We start from the raw sequence: 18,572 nt of genomic DNA on the forward strand, positions 1-18,572 counted from the left end.
AACGAACAGCATTGCTTTTCCATCCGGTCAAGGGTGGCGTAACAAATCAATACATTACGTGGTGTCAATCCCACGAAAAAAATGATTGACCCAAATAAACTTCAAGAAGTTTCAAAAGCAAACTTCAAGGAGTTTGAAAAACAAACTTCAGGAAGTTTAGAAAACAAACTTCAAGAAGTTTCAAAAACAAACTGTAATTATACTGAATATAACAATACTGAATTGAGTGAGAATGAATCTTATCCATCTATCCGGAAGCAAGAGGAGGATAAGGTACAGGAACGATTGGATTATCGACAACTGATTCAGCAGAACATTGAATATGACATTCTTTGTCAGAGTTATAGACCAGAGAGCGTAGAAGAATTGGTGGAGTTAATGTTAGATGCTATCTGTTCGTCTAAACCCTATCAACAGATTAACGGGGAGGCTGTGCCTACACAGGTGGTGAAGAGCCGCTTGCTGAAAGTTGGGTACGAACATATTCAGTATGTATTTTTCAGTCTGAACAGAAATACAAGCAAGGTGAAGAATATTCGGCAGTATATGTTGACCGTGTTATACAACGCTCCGGTTACGATCAATCAGTTTTATGATGCAGAAGTACGGCATGATATGTACTGGGGAAATGATATACCAGATGGATAAGAACTTTGTGCCCACTGGGCACGAAGTCGCAAAAGAGATAGTGGTCATCAGCGTGGATGTGGTAAAATAGCCTTGTGCCTGGTAGACACAAAGAGAGGAGAAAGTGAAGATGTTGAGATTTCTGGTAAAGTTACCATTTAAAATAATAGCTGTACCAATCTGGCTGTTGCTTGCAGCAATAAATATCCTGTTGGTCTTTCTGGTGGGATTATCTGCCACATTCTGTTATCTGATTGCTGGTATATCTGTTGTAACAGAGGTTTTAAGTATTGGATTTGGCATCAGTACAGCATGGACATTGAAGATGACAGTGATCACAACGGTAGTGTTTGTTCTGATTCCGCATATCGGCATTGGGATAACTGCGGTATTAGAAGTGGTAAAATGTGGATTACAGGACTTTATTCTTGGGTGAGAGTGGAAAACTTTAGAGAAAAGCAGTACACAGAAAGAAGAGGAACGTGTATGGACGAGTTATATAAGGTTATGGATGATTTACTGGATGTGGAATTTCAGATGAAAGCAGGAATAGACATTTTGAAAGAGATGGAAGAACTGTATATGACAGAGGAAAAATCGGAGGAATCCGAAGAAAGAAAACTGGCGGTACTCATGAGAGGGTATATGCAGTCAATGAAAGGAAATTTGTGTGGAATCATCGGTTACATTGATGATGTGACTTTGCAAAAGAAAAATGACCGATGCAATAAAGAAAAACAGCAGAAAGAAAAAAATGAATTGTCTAAAGAAGTCAAGGAATTTGTCAATTTGGCAATAGTGGAACATATGGGAAAAGCATATGAGGAATGGAAACTGAGCAGAGAATCTAATCCGGAATGTGATGAAGTGGAAAGAGCGTATCAGGAACTGCTAAAAACACTTACACCGGAACAGGAAGAAGTTATTACAAAGTATTGCAATGCAATATTCAATAGCGGAGCAGAAACGGAAGAATTTTTCTATCGGTTAGGATTAAAGGATGGACATCGTTTGAAAAATACAGTAAACTCAGTAGTAGAATTGCTAGTGTAAATCGGTATTTGTGTGTGGAGGTGTTATACAAATGAAACTGGCAGACTTATCAACTGGACCAGACTGGGTAGTATATCTTGGATTTATAATATTTGCTGTACTTTCCATAGTTTTGATTTCTGGACATGGAAGTTGGTTAATTTCCGGATATAATACAGCTTCAAAAGAAGAAAAGGCAAAATATAATGAAAAAAAGCTATGCAGAACAATGGGAATTGGAATGTCTGTTATAGCAATTCTTCTATTAATTATGGGAGTGTTTGAAAATATTTTACCGGCATTTTTTGTGTATATTGCATTGGGTATTATTTTAGCTGATGTTGTGATAATTATTGTCTTGGGAAATACAATATGTAGAAGGTGACAAATTTCGCCTTGTGGACTTTAACAACTCGGTAGTTATGGAGGTGAAAAATGTATTTCACAGACGAAAAAGACTATATTATGCGAATGATAAAAGAAATGGTAAGAGTATTATTTTCTTTAATGTTTGGGAAAAAGTATGTTTCTGTTGAACTTGAAAAAGAAAATAAATATGAAGTATCAGGGAAAAATTTGAAAGATTTTCTTGATATGATTGATTCTGGGAAAATTAACGAAGCAGAGAATATACTTTTAGATAGCATTGATTATACAGACAGAAATGAGGCAATGGCAGCAGCTCTTTTCTACCAATACCTTAGTGAGAAGGATAGTGAGTTTTTGAAAAATAATAATTATACAAAAGAAGAAGTGATGTCTGGTTTTAAGCAATTACTTATGCAGTCAGGATATACTGATTTGCTATGTTTGGTCAAAGATGAAGAGTAATGTAAAAAATTCAAAGAGATAAGAGTGATTGGCTGAAAGGAGAATTGTATTATATGTTCTATATTGTTTTTGACTTTATGATGGCAGTGATTATGTTTTTGTTTGGAATGTGGTTTTATAAATCAGAAGGAAAAGCTGCTAAATTCTTGTCGGGTTATAATATGAAATCAGCGGATGAACGAAAGAAATACGATGAGAATGCTATGTGTAAGGCATATGGAAAAAGAATGATGTTTATGTCAGTCCCTTTTATTATTGGAATAATCATAGATATCCAATATCAAGGAATAGGCTGTTGGATCGCATGGGGGATATGGCTTATTATGTTTGTTTTGTTGCTTATTGATAGACATAAAAGAGAACGTTAAATTCCTGTTTGTAGATTTCTAAAAAAGGTGTATGATAGAAGAAAATTCAAAGGGGGGGAAATTTGATGAAATCACATAAATATTGGTCATTCGGTGCAATGTTTACAATGATTGGAACGTTTTATACCGGATATAAAAATCAGAAAACTGCTCACAAATATTTTGCCATGAGTTCATTGCTCTGCATGATAATGGCAATTTATACAGGTCATAAGATGATTTCTGGTAAAAAGAAATTAAAAGAAAATATAGAAGTTACAGAGAATAAATAATAAGCAACAGATACAGGTCAAAATAATATATGAATCATTAGCTTTGTGCCCACTGGGCACGAAGTTGACAACAGCACTGAGGTGTCAGGAGAAATCCTGGCATCTTTTTTTATATCTTTTCAATTCTTTAAATTTTTTTCAAAAAATTTCTAAAATCATGTCCTATTTCGTTTTTCCCAGTACGGAGTATATGGAAGACGAAGTGAAATTCCTCTGATTTATTCAAAATTGCGAACACAAAAGAGGTTCTAAGTGTTCTTCCAACTGCACCTTGACAACTGAAGGAGCTGTTACATCCGAAGAACATGCTTACCGGAGCATTCCGGCTCGTGCAGGCGAAGACTCCCACCGGGAAGAGCGAAGCAATAATGACACCACCGAAAGGTGCAGGATCTCTGCTGAAACAGAGACTGTGGCTGAGTTTTTCAGTCGGGTTATCTGGAATGATAACGATCGGATGTATATGTACAGACAAGCCCAAATGCGAATACTTAGATTTTTCTATAATTGCAGGAGTAATCCTGTAAGAAGTGGGGAATGGTTCGACTCCATTCCTCATTTTTAGTGCATAAGAGCACTTAGTAAATAACCTGAAAATGCCAGGGAAAGGTAAATCAGGAATAATCAGGAGGAAAAACAATATGAACATGATTGTGTTAATGGGCAGACTTGCCAGAAGTCCGGATATCCGGCAGATATCGACACAGAAAGGTGAAACAAAGGTTGCCAGATTTCCACTTGTAGTAAAAAGGAATCGTACAAATAAGGCATTTGCTGTGATGATAACAGCGTATGGTTCTAATGCAGATTTTGTGGAGAAGTATCTGGAACAAGGAACAAAAATTACACTTTCAGGTGAGCTGGTGATCTCTCAGATAAAAGATGAGCAGACAGGAACTGCTTCCTATTTTACGGAAGTGATTGTAGACAATATGGAATTTGCAGAAGCCAAAACAAAAAAAGAAGAATCTGACGGATTTAAACCAGTGGGAAAGAGACAAATCCCGTTTAATATACCGGAGGAACTGGAAAAGGAAATGCCATTTCGATAGGAGGAACAAAGATTATGAGAAAACATTTTAAGGAATTATTAGCGATTGGACTGATCGATGTAAATGGAGAAATCTGTGCAGAGAAAGTTCAGGAAGATGCACTTGTGGCAGCAACAAAAACAGTAGAAGAACTACAGCGCATAAATCTGGGAGATTTTCTTATGGAAACTTGTCTGGATACTATGATTTATCTGTTTACAACAAATAGCACAAAAGTTTTTATGCAAAAAATGAGCTATTTGTTTGGCGGAAAAGAAATTTCTAAGTTGGTTGCACATCTGGAAACTTTAGAAGAACTTTTAAATGAAGAAGAATTTGACTTTTACCTGATGGAGTATATGGATTATCTGACAGTAAAGATGGCAGATTATATCCGGATGAAGATTATTGACAAAAACTGGAGAATACTTTCAGGGGCAGGAGGAAAAGAGGATGGAGAAGACGGATTATAAAATTACAGAATTTCACAACGCAGAGTTTGGCTCTATCCGAATGATCGAGGATAAAGGAAGACTTCTGTTCTCTGGAATAGATGTTGCATTTGCTCTTGGCTATGCAAAACCGAGAAATGCGATCAATGCACACTGCAGGGGAGCCCTGAAACGGGGCGTCCTTACGGCAGGTGGTGTTCAGCCGATGATATTTATTCCAGAAGGAGATGTCTACAGACTGATTACTAAAAGTCGATTGGAATCAGCACAAAATTTTGAGAAGTGGGTATTTGATGAGGTATTACCGGCTATTCGTAAAACTGGCGGATATATGGAAAAAGATTTGCTGAATCGAGTAAAAGATAATCCGGAGCTTTTGTTAGAGTTTGCAGAAAGGCTGTTGGAAGAAAATAACCGTAATAAAGAATTACAGAGTCGAGTCAACGATATGCAGCCGAAAGCGGATTATTTTGATCACTTCATGGTAAAAGGCGAATGTACCAATATCAGAACGACGGCAAAAGAGATTGCGTTTCCAGAGAGAAAATTTGTAAAACTACTTTTGAAAAAAGGCTTTTTATACAGAAGTCCATCCGGCACACTGCTTCCTTATGCAGATGCAAAGAACAGTGCGCTGTTTATCGTAAAAGACTATTTCAATAATGGACATCTTGGTTCACAGACTTTGATTACACCAAAAGGAAAAGAATTTTTCAAAACTCTGTGTGCTGAGGAAGAATAAAGATAAGGGGGTGATTGCCATGATTACAGATCTGGACAGCAGCTAATTCGCTGGGAAGGAGGGAAAATCATGCAGGAAGAGGTAACTCAGAAAACGGTAACGTTCTGTGTGCGGACAACAAAAATGACAGCAGATATCTTGAAAAAGATACTGGCTGTCTATCTGCGGCATCAAAAGCAGAAACAGATGGAGAAAAAAGCACAGAAGAATCAGCCGAAACAGGGGAAGATCACGGTAAAAGAGCTGGCAAAACAGAACGCCGGGATGGTTAATATTGAGATTACCAACCGGAATATCAAATCTTTTGAGAGATATGCCAGAAAATACGGGATTAACTATGCTCTGAAAAAAGATAAGAGCAAAGATCCACCAGTGTACCTGGTGTTCTTCAAAGGGCGTGATCAGGATGCCTTAAACGCTGCTTTCCGTGAATTTTCCCAAAAACAGATTCAAAGAGCGAATAAACCTTCGATTCATAAGCGGTTGTCCGCTTATCGGAGCATTGTAGCAAGCAAATCGAAGGACAAAGTGAAGAACCGGCATCAGGAGGTCAGCCGTTGAGCAAACGCAAAGACGGAAACTGGATGCAAAAGTGGAAAAATAAGATCAGAGTCAGGCTGTCCGCTCTGGATAAAAAGAAACTGGTTCTTACAAATATTCCCTATGTCATTACAGCATTGTATGTAAACCGGGCATCCTATCTGTACCGGATCAGTCCCGGAGAGGATATGGGGAACAAACTTCTGTATGCAATGGAACATGCAGATAAGATTCTCGTTGGAGTAATGCCAAGCATTGACTGGAGAGATCTGTTTACCGGAATCCTTGTAGCAGTTATATTAAAGATTCTGGTCTGGCAGAAACAGGCAGATGCAAAGAAGCTCCGGAAAGGAATCGAGTATGGATCTGCCAGATGGGGAACGGCAGAGGACATTAAGCCTTATATGTCAGATGATCCCTGGATGAATATTCCATTGACTGCCACAGAAGCACTGACCATGGAGAGCAGACCAAAACAGCCGAAATATGCCAGAAATAAAAATATTGTTGTCATCGGCGGCAGCGGTTCCGGAAAAACCCGGTTTTTTGTGAAGCCGTCAGTCATGCAGATGAACTGTTCCATGGTCATTACCGATCCGAAAGGCACCCTGATCGAGGAGTGCGGGAAAATGTTGGCAAAAGGACCACCAAAGAGGGATAAAAATGGAGCTGTTGTAAAAGACAAATCCGGAAAAGTGGTGCATGAGCCTTATGTGATTAAGGTTTTGAACACCATTAACTTTTCAAAATCCCTTCATTATAATCCGTTTGCCTATATCAAATCGGAAAAAGATATCCTGAAACTGGTAACGACGATCATCGCCAATACCAAAGGGGAAGGAGAAAAATCCACAGAGGATTTCTGGGTGAAAGCTGAGAAACTGCTGTATACAGCATTGATTGCATTTATCTGGTACGAGGGGGAAGAGGAGGAAAAGAATCTGAATACCCTTCTTGATCTGCTGAATGAAAGTGAAACTCGTGAAGAGGATGAGACTTACCAGAATCCGGTGGATATGCTGTTTGAGGAACTGGAAGCGAAAGAACCACAACACTTTGCAGTTCGACAGTATAAAAAATACAAAATGGCGGCTGGCAAAACTGCTAAGTCGATTTTGATTTCCTGTGGTGCAAGGCTGGCACCATTTGATATAGCGGAACTTCGTGAGATCATGTCCTACGATGAAATGGAATTGGATAAGATCGGAGACAGGAAAACAGCCCTGTTCCTGATTATGTCTGATACGGATACGACCTTTAATTTTGTGATTGCCATGCTGCAGTCACAGCTTTTTAACTTGCTGTGCGATAAGGCAGATGATGAATATGGTGGAAGGCTTCCGGTGCATGTGCGTGTCATCTGTGATGAGTTTGCGAACATCGGTCAGATACCACAGTTTGATAAGCTGATTGCGACCATACGAAGCAGGGAAATCTCTGCTTCTATTATTTTGCAGTCACAAAGCCAGTTAAAGGCAATGTATAAGGATAGTGCAGACACCATTCTGGGGAATTGTGACACCACATTGTTCCTCGGAGGGAAAGAAAAGACCACATTGAAGGAAATGAGCGAGCTGCTTGGTAAGGAAACCATTGATCTGTATAACACTTCAGAGACGAGGAGTAATCAGAAATCCTTTGGAATGAATTATCAGAAAACCGGGAAGCAGCTGATGACGGAAGATGAGATTGCAGTGATGGATGGCGGGAAATGTATCCTGCAGATTCGTGGTGCAAGACCATTTTTCTCAGACAAATATGATATTACGAAGCATAAGAATTACCGGCTTCTATCAGATGCAAATGAAAAGAACCGGTATAAAGTTGAGAAAGAGTTAAATCCACAGTACACACCGAAAGCAGAAGAAGAGGTGGAAATGATTACTGTGAATCTGACGGAAGAACCTGGGGATGGAGCGTAAAAATAATGAGGAAAGGAATAACTGACAATGGGTGCGTTGGCTGATTTAGCCAGCGTTTTTCCATTCCCGAAAACACCTGAACAAAGTCAGTTTTGGTGAATGTGTATGGCATTTTTTAGCAGTGCAATTACAACTTTAAAAACTCTTGTAGTCGCAATCGGTGCAGGTCTTGGTGTGTGGGGTGTCGTAAACCTTCTGGAAGGATACGGCAATGATAATCCCGGCGCCAAGAGCCAGGGCATCAAACAGCTGATGGCGGGTGCCGGAATCATGCTGCTGGGAACTACCCTGATTCCACAGCTGGCAACGTTATTCTCTTAAGAGGAGTGGTAGATGAACACCATCATTGAGAGGATTACGGAAGCGATAAAGGATATCCTGATCGGACTGATCAAGTCCAGTCTGGACAGTACGTTCTCGTATGTCAATGAACAGGTGGGAACCATAGCCGGGCAGGTGGGACAGACACCGCAGGGATGGAACGCAGGGATTTTTAACCTGATCCAGAATATCTCCCAGACGGTGATTGTCCCCATTGCGGGACTGATCATTACCTTTGTCCTGTGTTATGAACTGATTACGATGGTGACACAGAAAAACAACTTCCATGAATTTGAGACACTCAATATTTTTCTCTGGATTTTCAAAGCGTATGTAGCCATTTATCTGGTGACGAATACGTTCAATATCACCATGGCGGTCTTTGATGTTGGTCAGCATGTGGTCAACAATGCCGCCGGGGTGATATCCGGAAATACGGCAGTAGATGCATCAGAAGCAATCACAAGGATTGTGGATGCACTGGAGGATATGGAGATTGGGGAGTTGTTCCTGTTATCCATGGAAACGCTGTTGATCAGCATTACCATGAGGATTTTATCCATCATCATTCTGGTCATTCTGTATGGAAGGATGATCGAGATATACCTTTATACTTCCATAGCACCGATTCCGTTTGCGACCATGACCAACAAAGAATGGGGCAATATCGGAAACAATTATCTCAAAGGCTTGTTCGCCCTGGCATTTCAGGGATTCTTCATGATGGTTTGCGTGGGAATCTACGCAGTCCTGGTCAGTGCCATGACCATTTCGGACGACCTTCATGCAGCAATGTTTTCAGTGGCGGCGTATACCGTAATTCTTGCATTTTCATTGTTCAAGACCGGAAGCCTTAGCAAATCAATATTCAATGCTCATTAAGGGCGAAGAAAGGAGAGCATACCATGGCGTATGTACCAGTACCAAAAGACCTTACCAAGGTCAAAACAAAAGTAGCATTAAATCTGACAAAGCGGCAGCTGATTTTCTTTTCGCTTGCCGCAGTTGTGGGGATTCCGTTTTATCTGCTGACAAGAAATATCATCGGTTCCAGTATTTCTGCCATTCTTATGGTGACTGTGATGCTGCCGTTTTTCTTTATGGCAATGTATGAAAAAGACGGACTCCCCTTTGAAAAAGTAGTGGCAAATATCATCCGTCAGAAGTTTCTTTATCCGGCGGTAAGACCGTATAAAACCGAAAACTTTTACAGGGAGATAGATGCCCTCACAAAAAAGGAGGGTATGCCGGATGGCAAAAAAGACAAAGCAGGAGGCTCAAAGGGAACAGCTTTCCAGAGCGGAAAAAAGAAACCGTCAGGAAAGAAGAAACAAAAGCAGCCGCAAAGAAAGAGAAAAGGAAAAGCGTAGGAAAAAGCAGGAACGGGAGCGTAAGAAACAGAAAAATATCCCCACTACTGCACAGCAGAGTATCCCGTATCTTCGGATGCTGCAGGATGGTATCTGTCAGGTATCAAAGCATTTCTTCTCCAAAACCATTCAGTTTTATGACATCAATTATCAGCTGGCATTGAATGAGGACAAGACAACGATTTTTGAGAATTACTGTGATTTCCTCAATTACTTTGATTCTTCGATCAGTGTGCAGCTGTCCTTTATCAATCAGCAGGTAGATGTGGCTGAGTTTGAGAAGAGCATTGATATCCCAGATCAGAACGATGACTTCAATGCCATCCGGGAAGAATACCGGACGATGCTGAAAAACCAGCTTTCCAAAGGAAATAATGGTCTGGTGAAGACGAAATATATCACATTTGGAATCGAAGCGGAGAGTCTGAAAGTAGCTAGACCGAGATTGGAAAGGATCGAAGCAGACATTCTGAACAACTTTAAAGTGCTTGGGGCACAGGCACATGCCTTGAACGGTCTGGAACGGCTGGAAGTGATGTACCATGTGTTCAATCAGGACAGGATTGAGCCATTCCGTTTCCAGTATAAGATGCTGCCAGAGACAGGAATGAAGACGAAGGACTTTATTGCACCGACATCATTCAATTTTTCTAAAAATCAGACATTCCTGATGGGAAAGACCATGGGAAGCGTGAGTTATCTACAGATCCTGGCACCGGAGCTGACTGACCGTATGCTGGCAGATTTTCTGGATGTGGATGACAGTATCAATGTCAACATTCATATCCAGTCCATTGACCAGAGTGCGGCGATCAAGATGATTAAGAGTAAAATTTCCGACCTGGATAAGATGAAGATTGAGGAACAGAAGAAAGCGGTAAGATCCGGTTATGATATGGATGTACTGCCTTCCGACCTGGTCACTTACGGAGAAGAAGCGAAAAATCTTCTGGAAGATTTGCAGTCCAGGAATGAGCGAATGTTCCTTGTGACGGTTCTGGTGATGAATACGGCAAAGAAACGTCAGAAACTGGATAACAACATTTTTCAGGTACAGGGTATTGCACAGAAATACAACTGTTCTTTAAAACAGCTAGACTACCAGCAGGAAGCAGCACTGATGTCCTGTATCCCATTAGGAGTCAACCGAATCGAGATTCAAAGAGGGCTTACCACTTCGGCAACAGCGATCTTTGTTCCATTTACGACACAGGAACTGTTCCAGGAAGGGGAAGCTCTTTATTATGGTCTGAATGCCCTTTCCAACAACATGATCATGGTGGACAGAAAGCGGTTAAAGAACCCGAACGGACTGATTCTTGGTACTCCCGGATCTGGTAAATCCTTCTCGGCAAAGAGGGAGATTACCAACTGTTTCCTGATTACAGAGGACGATATCATTATCTGTGATCCGGAGGCTGAGTATTATCCGCTTGTGCAGGCACTGCATGGACAGGTAATTCGGATTTCACCGGTATCTGACCAGTATATCAATCCGATGGATCTGAACCTGAACTATTCAGAAGAAGATAATCCATTGTCACTGAAAGCAGATTTCATTCTGTCTTTGTGTGAGCTGATTGTTGGAGGAAAGAACGGACTGGAGCCGGTAGAAAAGACCATCATCGACCGTTGCGTGCGGCTGGTTTATCAGGATTATCTGGCTGATCCGGAACCGGAGAAGATGCCGATTCTGGAAGATCTGTATGAGCTTTTGAGAAAACAAGAGGAGCCGGAAGCACAGCGTCTGGCAACGGCACTGGAAATCTATGTTACGGGTTCCCTGAATGTATTTAATCACCGCACCAACGTGGATATCAATAACCGGATTGTCTGCTTCGATATCAAAGAGCTTGGCAAGCAGTTAAAGAAAATCGGGATGCTGATTGTACAGGATCAGGTCTGGAACAGGGTAACGATTAACCGTTCCGCCCATAAATCGACCAGATATTATGTGGATGAGTTCCATCTGCTGTTAAAGGAAGAGCAGACTGCCGCTTACAGTGTGGAAATCTGGAAGCGATTCCGTAAATGGGGTGGTATTCCGACGGGAATCACACAGAATATCAAGGACTTGCTGGCATCCAGGGAGATTGAGAATATTTTTGAAAACTCAGATTTCATTTATATGCTCAATCAGGCATCCGGCGACCGGCAGATTCTTGCAAAACAGCTGAATATTTCACCAACACAGCTGTCCTATGTAACCAACAGTAATGAGGGAGAAGGACTTCTGTTCTATGGAAACGTAATTATTCCGTTTGTAGACAGGTTCCCGAAGAATTCCCTCTACAAGATCATGACTACCCGCCCGGAGGAAACTGCAGAGGCAGGGTAATACAGGAGGAAAACGATGTTACGAGCAATTTCATATTTTTTGACATTTAGTGGCGGTGCTGTATTTGGCATCGCCAGTCTTTGTTTATTACAGGCAGGGAAAGGACACCCGGTAAAGGAGGAGTAGCATTTGGCAGAACAGAGAATGAAAGTCAGGGATAAGAAAGTCCAGAAGATGACGAAAGACGGTCTTGTGGAAGAAAACCTGACAGAAAAATCTTCTGTTCGTGTCAGCAGTCGTGCCAGTGATGTACAGATGGGGAAAAAGGGAAAGGACGATTTTAACTTGTCTGATAAGCCCCCAGTTAAAGCGGATAAAAGAGGAAAAAATGTCCGCTCCTCTGTACAAAATTCCAGAGATGCACCGGCTACGGCACGAGCAGAACAGCAAACAGCTCAGGAGAGCCGAAAACAGAGAAACCAGAGGATGGTTCGCCGGGAATCTGGAAAAGTTGCCAGAGAGAAGGAAAATTCCACAACGGAATCTGGAAGACTGAAAGAAAAACAGGTGGAACTTTCCCAGAGCAGAGGGGACAGCCGCAGAAAGCAGAATGGTGGCAGTAAGAAACCGAAGCAGAAACAGCGGCTTCAATTTGCTTATGAGGAAACAGGAGCTTCCGTAAAAGGGGAAAAAGAAACTGAAAAGTTCAATCAGATGGATGCGGATGGGGTGAATTTCCGGAAGCAGAATCAAAAAGAGAGAGCGGATAAGCTGTCTTATGAGGAAGCAAAAAAGAAAACAGCACCGAAGAAACATTCCCGAAAAGAGAAGGTTTATCAGGAACACGCAGATGAGAATGTGGGAAAGAAAAAATCCCGGTTGAAGTTTGGCTCAGAAGAATCTGACTGCGAAAAGAAAGCAGAAGTTTTGAAAAAAGCCAGTGGAGCAGCATCTGCAGCCTTGCATCGGAAAATCCGTAAGAATGAGGATGACAATGCAGCGGTGGAAGGTACCCATAAGCTGGAAGAGGGAGCGGAAGGGGCATACCGCCTGAAACAGAAGAGCGCCCGATGGAGAAAACAGTGGACTGCCCGAAAGCGAAGCAGCCTGGAGAGGCAGGCTGCCCAGAAGCAGGAGCAGAAGAAACTGAAAAAATTGATTCAGAAACAGCGAATCAAGCGGGATTATGCTAAAGCAAAGCATAGTGAGCAGGCGGCAGGAACAGCAGCAAAGGGAACGATTGACTATATCAAGAAGATTGGTGGTAAAGTGACCAATTTCTTTAAAGAAAATCGGAAAGTGTATATAAGCGTGGCAGTTCTGATTGGACTGATGATGCTGATCATGACCAATGTGACTTCCTGTTCTTCTCTTTTCCTTCAGAATCTGATTACTTATACCGGAACCAGCTATCTTTCCTCAGATGAAGCTATTCGGGAAGCGGAGCTTTATTACACACAGCTGGAAGCAAACCTGCAGGAACGGATCAACAACATGGAATCCGAAGAACCGGGGCATGAAGAATACCGGTACAATATCGGTCCGATTGAGCATGATCCGTTTGTGCTGATCAGCTACTTGTCTGCAAAATATGAAGAATTTACTTTTGAGCAGGTAAAACCGGAGCTGGATGCTTTATTTGCACTGCAATATCATCTGGAAACTGAGGCAGTTAATGAAACTGTAACAGAGACAACAACTGTAAGAGTCGGAGAGTCCCTTGGACAGGTGGTGACAAGTGGCTATTGTAATTGTCCGATCTGCTGTGGCATATGGAGCGGCGGACCGACTGCAAGTGGGGCATATCCGACAGCCAGCCATACCCTTGCGGTGGATGCTTCTGATCCTTTTGTTCCCATGGGAACGAAGGTAGTTATGAATGGGGTGGAATATACCGTAGAGGATACCGGAGCATTTGCAAGATACGGTGTCCAGTTTGATGTTTACTATGACAATCATGCGGCGGCATCTGCCCATGGACATCAGACCTGGGAGTGCTATCTGGCAGACGATAATGGCAGTCAGGAAGTGGAAGTGACCAGAACAAGAAAGGTTGATGTGTTGAATGTGACACTGAACAGCGGAAACCTGATGGCAATCTGTCAGGACAGGCTTGGATTTTTCCAGAAGGAATTGTTCAGTGCCTATAACGATACAAAAGGTAACTTACAGATGTTTGCGACACCGGTGGAGTTTAACTGGTATTCCAGTGTGACAAGCTACTATGGTTATCGGATTCATCCGATCTCCGGAGCAAACCAGCTTCATAATGGAATGGATATCGGGGCACCGGAAGGAAGTAAAGTAATGGCAGGGCTGACCGGAACGGTTGTGACCTCTGCTTACAACGACAGCTATGGAAATTATGTGGTCATCAAAGACAGCAAAGGCTATGAACTTCGCTATGCACATTTAAGTAGCCGGATTGTATCTGCCGGATCTGCAGTCACAAAAGGAGACGAGATCGGTCTGGTGGGAAGCACTGGAAATTCCACTGGCAGTCATCTTCACATTGAACTTCTGAAAAACGGGGAGCGGTTAAACCCGATCTTTTATCTGGAAACAGGGGAAGGTTCCATTTTTGGCGGTAATGAATACACCAGTGAAGCGGCACAGCGGCTACTGGAAGAAGCTGCAAGATATCTTGGAACACCATATGTCTGGGGTGGCTATTCACCGAGCGGTTTTGACTGTTCGGGATTCGTTAGTTACTGTCTGACTAATTCGGGAGTGAGAAACACCGGAAGACTGACCGCACAGGGATTATATGATATCTGTACGCCGGTTTCCCAATCGGATGCACAGCCGGGCGACCTGATCTTCTTTACCGGCACTTATGATGCAGGGGTTCCGGTGACGCACATTGGAATCTATGTTGGGAATGGTCAGATGATCCACTGTGGACATCCGGTGCAGTATACGTCCATCAATTCCCCGTATTGGCAGAGCCATTTTTATGGATTTGGACGATGGTAAAAGACAGGGCGGTGGGTTCCGCCGTCCGGAAAGGAGATCAGATGAAAAGTCTTGAAAAAGCAACGGCTGATTATGAAAAAGCCAAAGAGAAGATGGAAGTCTCCAAAGCCAGATATGAAGCGGATTTAAAGCGTTTCAAGGCTGCGGAGATTGCTAAGACAGAAGCGGAAAATCTGGAGATTGTACGGATTATCCGGGCGATGGATATGAGTATTCCGGAATTGGAAGCATTTAAAAAGAGAATGAAAACAGAGTTACCCGGAAGGGTGGAAATACAGAAGGAGGAAACGAAGCCTGATGATGAATTTAGAGAAAATGAAGCAGAGGAAGAGGTTTAAAGGAAGACTGAAAAAGGGACTGCTTGCAGCAACAACTATTTTTTGCCTGACTTCTCCGATACTGCAGATGCAGAATGTATATGCTGCGGAGAACGGATCACCAGAAATATCCATTGAAAAACCGGATGGTTGGAAACAGGGGAATACAACGGTATCGATTACCGTTGATGCCAGTCACATGCCGGAAGGTTTTTCGGTTGCAAAGATTGAGGCAAAGGCTGGAAAGGATGGAAGCTGGCAGGATGTGACAGGCAACGGCAGCATTTCTATTGATGGCAATAAAACGGTATATGTCAGGGTAACAGATGGGGATGGAAATGTCTATGAACAGAACCGATCAATCAAATGTTATGACACAGAAAAACCGACACTTTCCGCATCTCTTACCGATGGAGTCCTGACGATTCAGGGAAATGATACGGTGTCTGGCATTGCGGCAATCACTGTGAACGGGACAACCTATACAGAATTAAAAGATGGAATGCTGAAAGTCCAGCTGACGCAAAAGGATTTCAAAACAAAGCAGATTGAGATTACTGCTACGGACGGAGCTGGAAATACTTCTGAAAAGTATGTTCTGCAGAATCCTTATTATGAATGGGCAGTTAAGCAGGCAGAAAAGCAGAACGCAGCCAGTGACAATAATGGTGGAATGACAACGACCACAAATGCAGAAACTGGAACAGCAGAAGCCACCACTTCACCACTTCCGCAGGATGCACAGGCAAGTCAGCCGACAGATGCCAAAGGAACGGTAGATGAACGTACCGTAACAGGCATTGAGGAACAGCTTTCCCAGGAAGGCGAGACAGCAGAGACTGTTACCAAGACCGGGACAGAAGATACCAAGGAGTTTTACACCATTTCCACAAAGAGCGGGAAAATCTTTTATCTGATCGTCGATAATTCCAAAGCTCAGGATAATGTGTATTTCCTTACAGAAGTCAGTGAAAAAGACCTGATGAACTTTACCCTTTCCGATTCTGTGACACTTCCGGAGGTTGATACGGTTTATGCAGAACCGGAGAAGCAGACGGAAGAAGAAACCTCAACGGAACCGACCGAAACACCGGATAAAGAAGAGGAAGAAGTGCAGATGCCGGAAGAGAAAAGCTCCGTTGGAACGTATCTTCTGATTGGAATTATTGTTGTCGGTGTGGCAGGAGCTGGCTGGTATTTTAAGGTATATAAGCCAAAGCATGAATATGATGACGACGATGAGCTGGAAGACGATGAAGATGAGTCCGAAGATTCTGAATCAGAAAAAAGAGAAGTTGATGATGCAGACGAACAGCAGGAAGAACCGGCAGAACCGGAAATCTTACGAGATGAAGATTTTGACGATGCTATTCTGGAAGATGAAGAAGAGGAGCAGGAATAAATGAAGTTAGTGATAGCAGAAAAGCCATCGGTTGCGATGGCACTGGCACAGGTATTAGGAGCCAGAAGCAGAAAAGATGGATATGTGGAGGGAAACGGATATATCGTTTCCTGGTGCGTAGGACATCTGGTAGGTTTGTGTGATGCAGCGGAATACGATGAAAAGTACAGAAAGTGGAGATATGATGATCTGCCAATCGTACCGGAATGCTGGAAACACAAAGTTCTGGAAGGTACAAAGAAGCAGTTCGGAGTATTAAAGAAGCTGATGAACGATTCCAATGTCGATGAAGTGATCTGTGCGACAGATGCCGGGCGGGAAGGTGAATTGATCTTCCGGCTTGTGTATGAACAGGCAGGATGTAAAAAGCCGATGAAGCGGTTATGGATTTCTTCGATGGAGGAGCAGGCAATTAAAGAAGGATTTGCGTCTCTGAAAGACGGTTCGTATTATGACAGTCTCTATCAGTCAGCACTTTGCAGGGCAAAGGCAGACTGGCTGGTTGGAATCAATGCGAGCCGTCTTTTTTCAGTTCTGTACAATCAGAACCTGAAAGTTGGAAGAGTGCAGACACCAACGCTTGCCATGATCGTGGATCGGAACCAGAAGATTCAGGAGTTTCAGAAAGAAAAATACTATGTTGCCCATATCCGGTTTGATGAGATGGATGCAGTTACCGAGCATTTTCAGAAAAAGGAAGAAGCAGAAAAAGTAGCTGCAGACTGTTCTGAGCGGATGTGTGAGGTAGAAAAGGACGAAGTGAAAGAGAAGACCATTCGACCTCCGAAGCTCTATGATCTGACTACTCTGCAAAGGGAAGCAAATCGGATGTTTGGGTATACCGCCCAGCAGACGTTGGACGCTGTGCAGGAAATGTATGAGCAGAAGCTGGTAACGTATCCCAGAACTGACAGCCAGTATCTGACCGATGAAATGGGAGAAAGTACGAAAGCTCTGATTCAGATGCTGACTGGAAAACTTCCTTTTGCAAAAGAAATGAAGATACAGCCAGATGTAAAGAAGGTTTTAAATTCCAAAAAGGTGTCCGATCACCATGCAATCATTCCCACGATGGAAGTGAAGAAGGCAGATCTTGATGCTTTGAAAGAACGAAACCGCAAGATTTTGTATCTGATCAGTGCAAGAGTGCTGTTGGCTACGGCAGATTCTTATAGCTATGAGAGTCATAAGTGCCAGATTACCTGTAATTATCATACTTTTTATCTGTCTGCAAGGAAAATCGAGCAGGAAGGATTCAGGACGATCGAAAAACAGCTGAAACAGTTCTTTGGAATCAAGACAGAGCCAGAAGAAGCAGAACTGGATATCTGGGAAGGGAAACATTACGGACCATGTGATTCCTTTGTTACGGAACATGACACCCAGCCACCCAAACAGTACACAGAAGATACTTTGCTTTCTGCAATGGAACGGGCAGGGAATGAAGAACTGACGGAAGATACCGAAAAGAAAGGACTTGGAACACCGGCAACCAGGGCAGCAATCATTGAAAAGCTGATCCAGTCTGGTTTTGTGAAGCGGGAGAAGAAAAATCTTGTACCGACCAATGATGGAAATGTTCTGATTACAGTGCTTCCGGATGAAATAAAATCTCCGAAAATGACAGCAGAGTGGGAAATGGCATTGAACCATATCGCACAAAATACGGAGACCGCTGATGAGTTCTTAAAAGGAATCACTGATTTGATGCAGGAGCTGGTAGCAAGATATCAGGCAATATCGGAAGAAAAGAAATCAGAATTTCAAGGCAAGGCGAAAGGTGAAGTCGTTGGTAAATGCCCCAGATGCGGGGCAGAGGTCAGGGAAGGAAAAGTAAATTTCTACTGTTCTGACCGCAACTGTGATTTTACTTTATGGAAGAATGATAAATTCCTTGCCAGCCAGGGAAAGAAGATGGATAAAGCGGCAGCAAAGAAATTTTTGTCAAAAGGGAAAATCCATTATAAGGATCTGGTATCAAGGAAAACAGGAAGAACCTATGAAGCAACTGTGGAAATGGCTGATCCCGGAGAGGGAAATGTAAAGTTCAATCTGTATTTTCCACAACGATAAGTGTATGACAGGCAGCCA

21 protein-coding genes are annotated in these 18,572 nt (G+C 42.5%); all 21 read left to right on the forward strand.

Annotated elements, in window-relative coordinates:
* The first annotated feature begins 81 nt into the window (after positions 1–81).
* Entirely contained in the window at positions 82–648 is a 567-nt protein-coding gene (locus tag BUB85_RS15575; protein WP_073112177.1) for a DUF6017 domain-containing protein, read from the forward strand.
* A 109-nt stretch (positions 649–757) separates the two neighbouring features.
* Entirely contained in the window at positions 758–1,063 is a 306-nt protein-coding gene (locus tag BUB85_RS15580; RefSeq protein WP_073112179.1) for a hypothetical protein, read from the forward strand.
* Between the two features lie 50 nt (positions 1,064–1,113).
* The gene (locus BUB85_RS22085; RefSeq protein WP_073112181.1) at positions 1,114–1,680 is read left to right on the forward strand and encodes a hypothetical protein; all 567 of its coding nucleotides are present in this window, start codon (positions 1,114–1,116) and stop codon (positions 1,678–1,680) included.
* 31 nt (positions 1,681–1,711) lie between these two features.
* Positions 1,712–2,044, forward strand: a complete 333-nt coding sequence (locus BUB85_RS15590; RefSeq protein ID WP_073112183.1) for a DUF3784 domain-containing protein — start codon at positions 1,712–1,714, stop codon at positions 2,042–2,044.
* A gap of 50 nt (positions 2,045–2,094) precedes the next feature.
* Complete coding sequence (locus tag BUB85_RS15595) at positions 2,095–2,490, forward strand: DUF6483 family protein (RefSeq protein WP_073112185.1); 396 nt, start codon at positions 2,095–2,097, stop codon at positions 2,488–2,490.
* A gap of 53 nt (positions 2,491–2,543) precedes the next feature.
* Positions 2,544–2,858 (forward strand): DUF3784 domain-containing protein, encoded by a 315-nt coding sequence (locus BUB85_RS15600; protein ID WP_005341847.1) that lies wholly within the window; start codon positions 2,544–2,546, stop codon positions 2,856–2,858.
* 65 nt (positions 2,859–2,923) lie between these two features.
* Positions 2,924–3,130, forward strand: coding sequence for a DUF6219 family protein (locus BUB85_RS15605; protein WP_073112188.1), 207 nt, complete (start codon positions 2,924–2,926; stop codon positions 3,128–3,130).
* 641 nt (positions 3,131–3,771) lie between these two features.
* Positions 3,772–4,182: a single-stranded DNA-binding protein gene (locus BUB85_RS15615; protein WP_073112192.1), complete on the forward strand. Its 411-nt coding sequence runs from the start codon at positions 3,772–3,774 to the stop codon at positions 4,180–4,182.
* Positions 4,183–4,196: 14 nt separating this feature from the next.
* The gene (locus tag BUB85_RS15620; protein WP_073112194.1) at positions 4,197–4,634 is read left to right on the forward strand and encodes a hypothetical protein; all 438 of its coding nucleotides are present in this window, start codon (positions 4,197–4,199) and stop codon (positions 4,632–4,634) included.
* Positions 4,615–5,355: a phage antirepressor KilAC domain-containing protein gene (locus tag BUB85_RS15625; protein WP_073112196.1), complete on the forward strand. Its 741-nt coding sequence runs from the start codon at positions 4,615–4,617 to the stop codon at positions 5,353–5,355. Before BUB85_RS15620 ends, BUB85_RS15625 begins: the two co-directional genes overlap by 20 nt.
* A 69-nt stretch (positions 5,356–5,424) precedes the next feature.
* Complete coding sequence (locus BUB85_RS15630; RefSeq protein WP_073112198.1) at positions 5,425–5,916, forward strand: PcfB family protein; 492 nt, start codon at positions 5,425–5,427, stop codon at positions 5,914–5,916.
* A 23-nt stretch (positions 5,917–5,939) separates the two neighbouring features.
* Positions 5,940–7,817, forward strand: a complete 1,878-nt coding sequence (locus tag BUB85_RS15635) for a VirD4-like conjugal transfer protein, CD1115 family (RefSeq protein WP_073112218.1) — start codon at positions 5,940–5,942, stop codon at positions 7,815–7,817.
* A 105-nt stretch (positions 7,818–7,922) separates the two neighbouring features.
* On the forward strand, positions 7,923–8,138 hold the full coding sequence (locus BUB85_RS15640; protein WP_017144663.1) for a Maff2 family mobile element protein: 216 nt from the start codon (positions 7,923–7,925) through the stop codon (positions 8,136–8,138).
* A 12-nt stretch (positions 8,139–8,150) separates the two neighbouring features.
* Positions 8,151–9,020 carry a VirB6/TrbL-like conjugal transfer protein, CD1112 family gene (locus tag BUB85_RS15645; protein WP_073112202.1) on the forward strand — a complete coding sequence of 290 codons (870 nt, stop codon included), beginning with the start codon at positions 8,151–8,153 and terminating at the stop codon, positions 9,018–9,020.
* Positions 9,021–9,043: 23 nt separating this feature from the next.
* The gene (locus BUB85_RS15650) at positions 9,044–9,508 is read left to right on the forward strand and encodes a PrgI family protein (RefSeq protein ID WP_073112204.1); all 465 of its coding nucleotides are present in this window, start codon (positions 9,044–9,046) and stop codon (positions 9,506–9,508) included.
* Entirely contained in the window at positions 9,390–11,846 is a 2,457-nt protein-coding gene (locus tag BUB85_RS15655) for a VirB4-like conjugal transfer ATPase, CD1110 family (RefSeq protein ID WP_200803581.1), read from the forward strand. The genes BUB85_RS15650 and BUB85_RS15655 overlap by 119 nt, the downstream gene beginning before the upstream one ends.
* Before the next feature lie 15 nt (positions 11,847–11,861).
* A complete protein-coding gene (locus tag BUB85_RS21215; protein WP_117650291.1) occupies positions 11,862–11,972 on the forward strand; it encodes a DUF3789 domain-containing protein in 111 nt (36 codons plus the stop codon).
* An 18-nt stretch (positions 11,973–11,990) separates the two neighbouring features.
* Positions 11,991–14,762 (forward strand): CD1108 family mobile element protein, encoded by a 2,772-nt coding sequence (locus BUB85_RS22490; RefSeq protein ID WP_073112224.1) that lies wholly within the window; start codon positions 11,991–11,993, stop codon positions 14,760–14,762.
* Between the two features lie 41 nt (positions 14,763–14,803).
* Positions 14,804–15,100, forward strand: a complete 297-nt coding sequence (locus tag BUB85_RS15665) for a DUF4315 family protein (RefSeq protein ID WP_073112222.1) — start codon at positions 14,804–14,806, stop codon at positions 15,098–15,100.
* Positions 15,060–16,481: a CD1107 family mobile element protein gene (locus BUB85_RS15670; protein WP_330392353.1), complete on the forward strand. Its 1,422-nt coding sequence runs from the start codon at positions 15,060–15,062 to the stop codon at positions 16,479–16,481. The genes BUB85_RS15665 and BUB85_RS15670 overlap by 41 nt, the downstream gene beginning before the upstream one ends.
* Positions 16,482–18,554, forward strand: coding sequence for a DNA topoisomerase 3 (locus BUB85_RS15675; RefSeq protein WP_073112206.1), 2,073 nt, complete (start codon positions 16,482–16,484; stop codon positions 18,552–18,554). It abuts the gene before it with no gap.
* Positions 18,555–18,572 lie beyond the last annotated feature (18 nt).

This window comes from Hespellia stercorisuis DSM 15480, assembly GCF_900142165.1.
GTDB lineage: Bacteria > Bacillota > Clostridia > Lachnospirales > Lachnospiraceae > Hespellia > Hespellia stercorisuis.

What these genes read in the sequence shown, in the direction of transcription:
- BUB85_RS15580 (WP_073112179.1), top strand. Translation starts at nt 758, where the DNA reads ATGTTGAGATTTCTGGTAAAGTTACCATTTAAAATAATAGCTGTACCA.
- BUB85_RS15655 (WP_200803581.1), top strand. Translation starts at nt 9,390, where the DNA reads ATGGCAAAAAAGACAAAGCAGGAGGCTCAAAGGGAACAGCTTTCCAGA.
- BUB85_RS15635 (WP_073112218.1), top strand. Translation starts at nt 5,940, where the DNA reads ATGCAAAAGTGGAAAAATAAGATCAGAGTCAGGCTGTCCGCTCTGGAT.
- BUB85_RS15590 (WP_073112183.1), top strand. Translation starts at nt 1,712, where the DNA reads ATGAAACTGGCAGACTTATCAACTGGACCAGACTGGGTAGTATATCTT.
- BUB85_RS15675 (WP_073112206.1), top strand. Translation starts at nt 16,482, where the DNA reads ATGAAGTTAGTGATAGCAGAAAAGCCATCGGTTGCGATGGCACTGGCA.
- BUB85_RS15600 (WP_005341847.1), top strand. Translation starts at nt 2,544, where the DNA reads ATGTTCTATATTGTTTTTGACTTTATGATGGCAGTGATTATGTTTTTG.
- BUB85_RS15640 (WP_017144663.1), top strand. Translation starts at nt 7,923, where the DNA reads ATGGCATTTTTTAGCAGTGCAATTACAACTTTAAAAACTCTTGTAGTC.
- BUB85_RS15620 (WP_073112194.1), top strand. Translation starts at nt 4,197, where the DNA reads ATGAGAAAACATTTTAAGGAATTATTAGCGATTGGACTGATCGATGTA.
- BUB85_RS15630 (WP_073112198.1), top strand. Translation starts at nt 5,425, where the DNA reads ATGCAGGAAGAGGTAACTCAGAAAACGGTAACGTTCTGTGTGCGGACA.
- BUB85_RS15595 (WP_073112185.1), top strand. Translation starts at nt 2,095, where the DNA reads ATGTATTTCACAGACGAAAAAGACTATATTATGCGAATGATAAAAGAA.
- BUB85_RS15605 (WP_073112188.1), top strand. Translation starts at nt 2,924, where the DNA reads ATGAAATCACATAAATATTGGTCATTCGGTGCAATGTTTACAATGATT.
- BUB85_RS15650 (WP_073112204.1), top strand. Translation starts at nt 9,044, where the DNA reads ATGGCGTATGTACCAGTACCAAAAGACCTTACCAAGGTCAAAACAAAA.
- BUB85_RS15670 (WP_330392353.1), top strand. Translation starts at nt 15,060, where the DNA reads ATGATGAATTTAGAGAAAATGAAGCAGAGGAAGAGGTTTAAAGGAAGA.
- BUB85_RS22490 (WP_073112224.1), top strand. Translation starts at nt 11,991, where the DNA reads ATGAAAGTCAGGGATAAGAAAGTCCAGAAGATGACGAAAGACGGTCTT.
- BUB85_RS22085 (WP_073112181.1), top strand. Translation starts at nt 1,114, where the DNA reads ATGGACGAGTTATATAAGGTTATGGATGATTTACTGGATGTGGAATTT.
- BUB85_RS15665 (WP_073112222.1), top strand. Translation starts at nt 14,804, where the DNA reads ATGAAAAGTCTTGAAAAAGCAACGGCTGATTATGAAAAAGCCAAAGAG.
- BUB85_RS15615 (WP_073112192.1), top strand. Translation starts at nt 3,772, where the DNA reads ATGAACATGATTGTGTTAATGGGCAGACTTGCCAGAAGTCCGGATATC.
- BUB85_RS15575 (WP_073112177.1), top strand. Translation starts at nt 82, where the DNA reads ATGATTGACCCAAATAAACTTCAAGAAGTTTCAAAAGCAAACTTCAAG.
- BUB85_RS15645 (WP_073112202.1), top strand. Translation starts at nt 8,151, where the DNA reads ATGAACACCATCATTGAGAGGATTACGGAAGCGATAAAGGATATCCTG.
- BUB85_RS15625 (WP_073112196.1), top strand. Translation starts at nt 4,615, where the DNA reads ATGGAGAAGACGGATTATAAAATTACAGAATTTCACAACGCAGAGTTT.
- BUB85_RS21215 (WP_117650291.1), top strand. Translation starts at nt 11,862, where the DNA reads ATGTTACGAGCAATTTCATATTTTTTGACATTTAGTGGCGGTGCTGTA.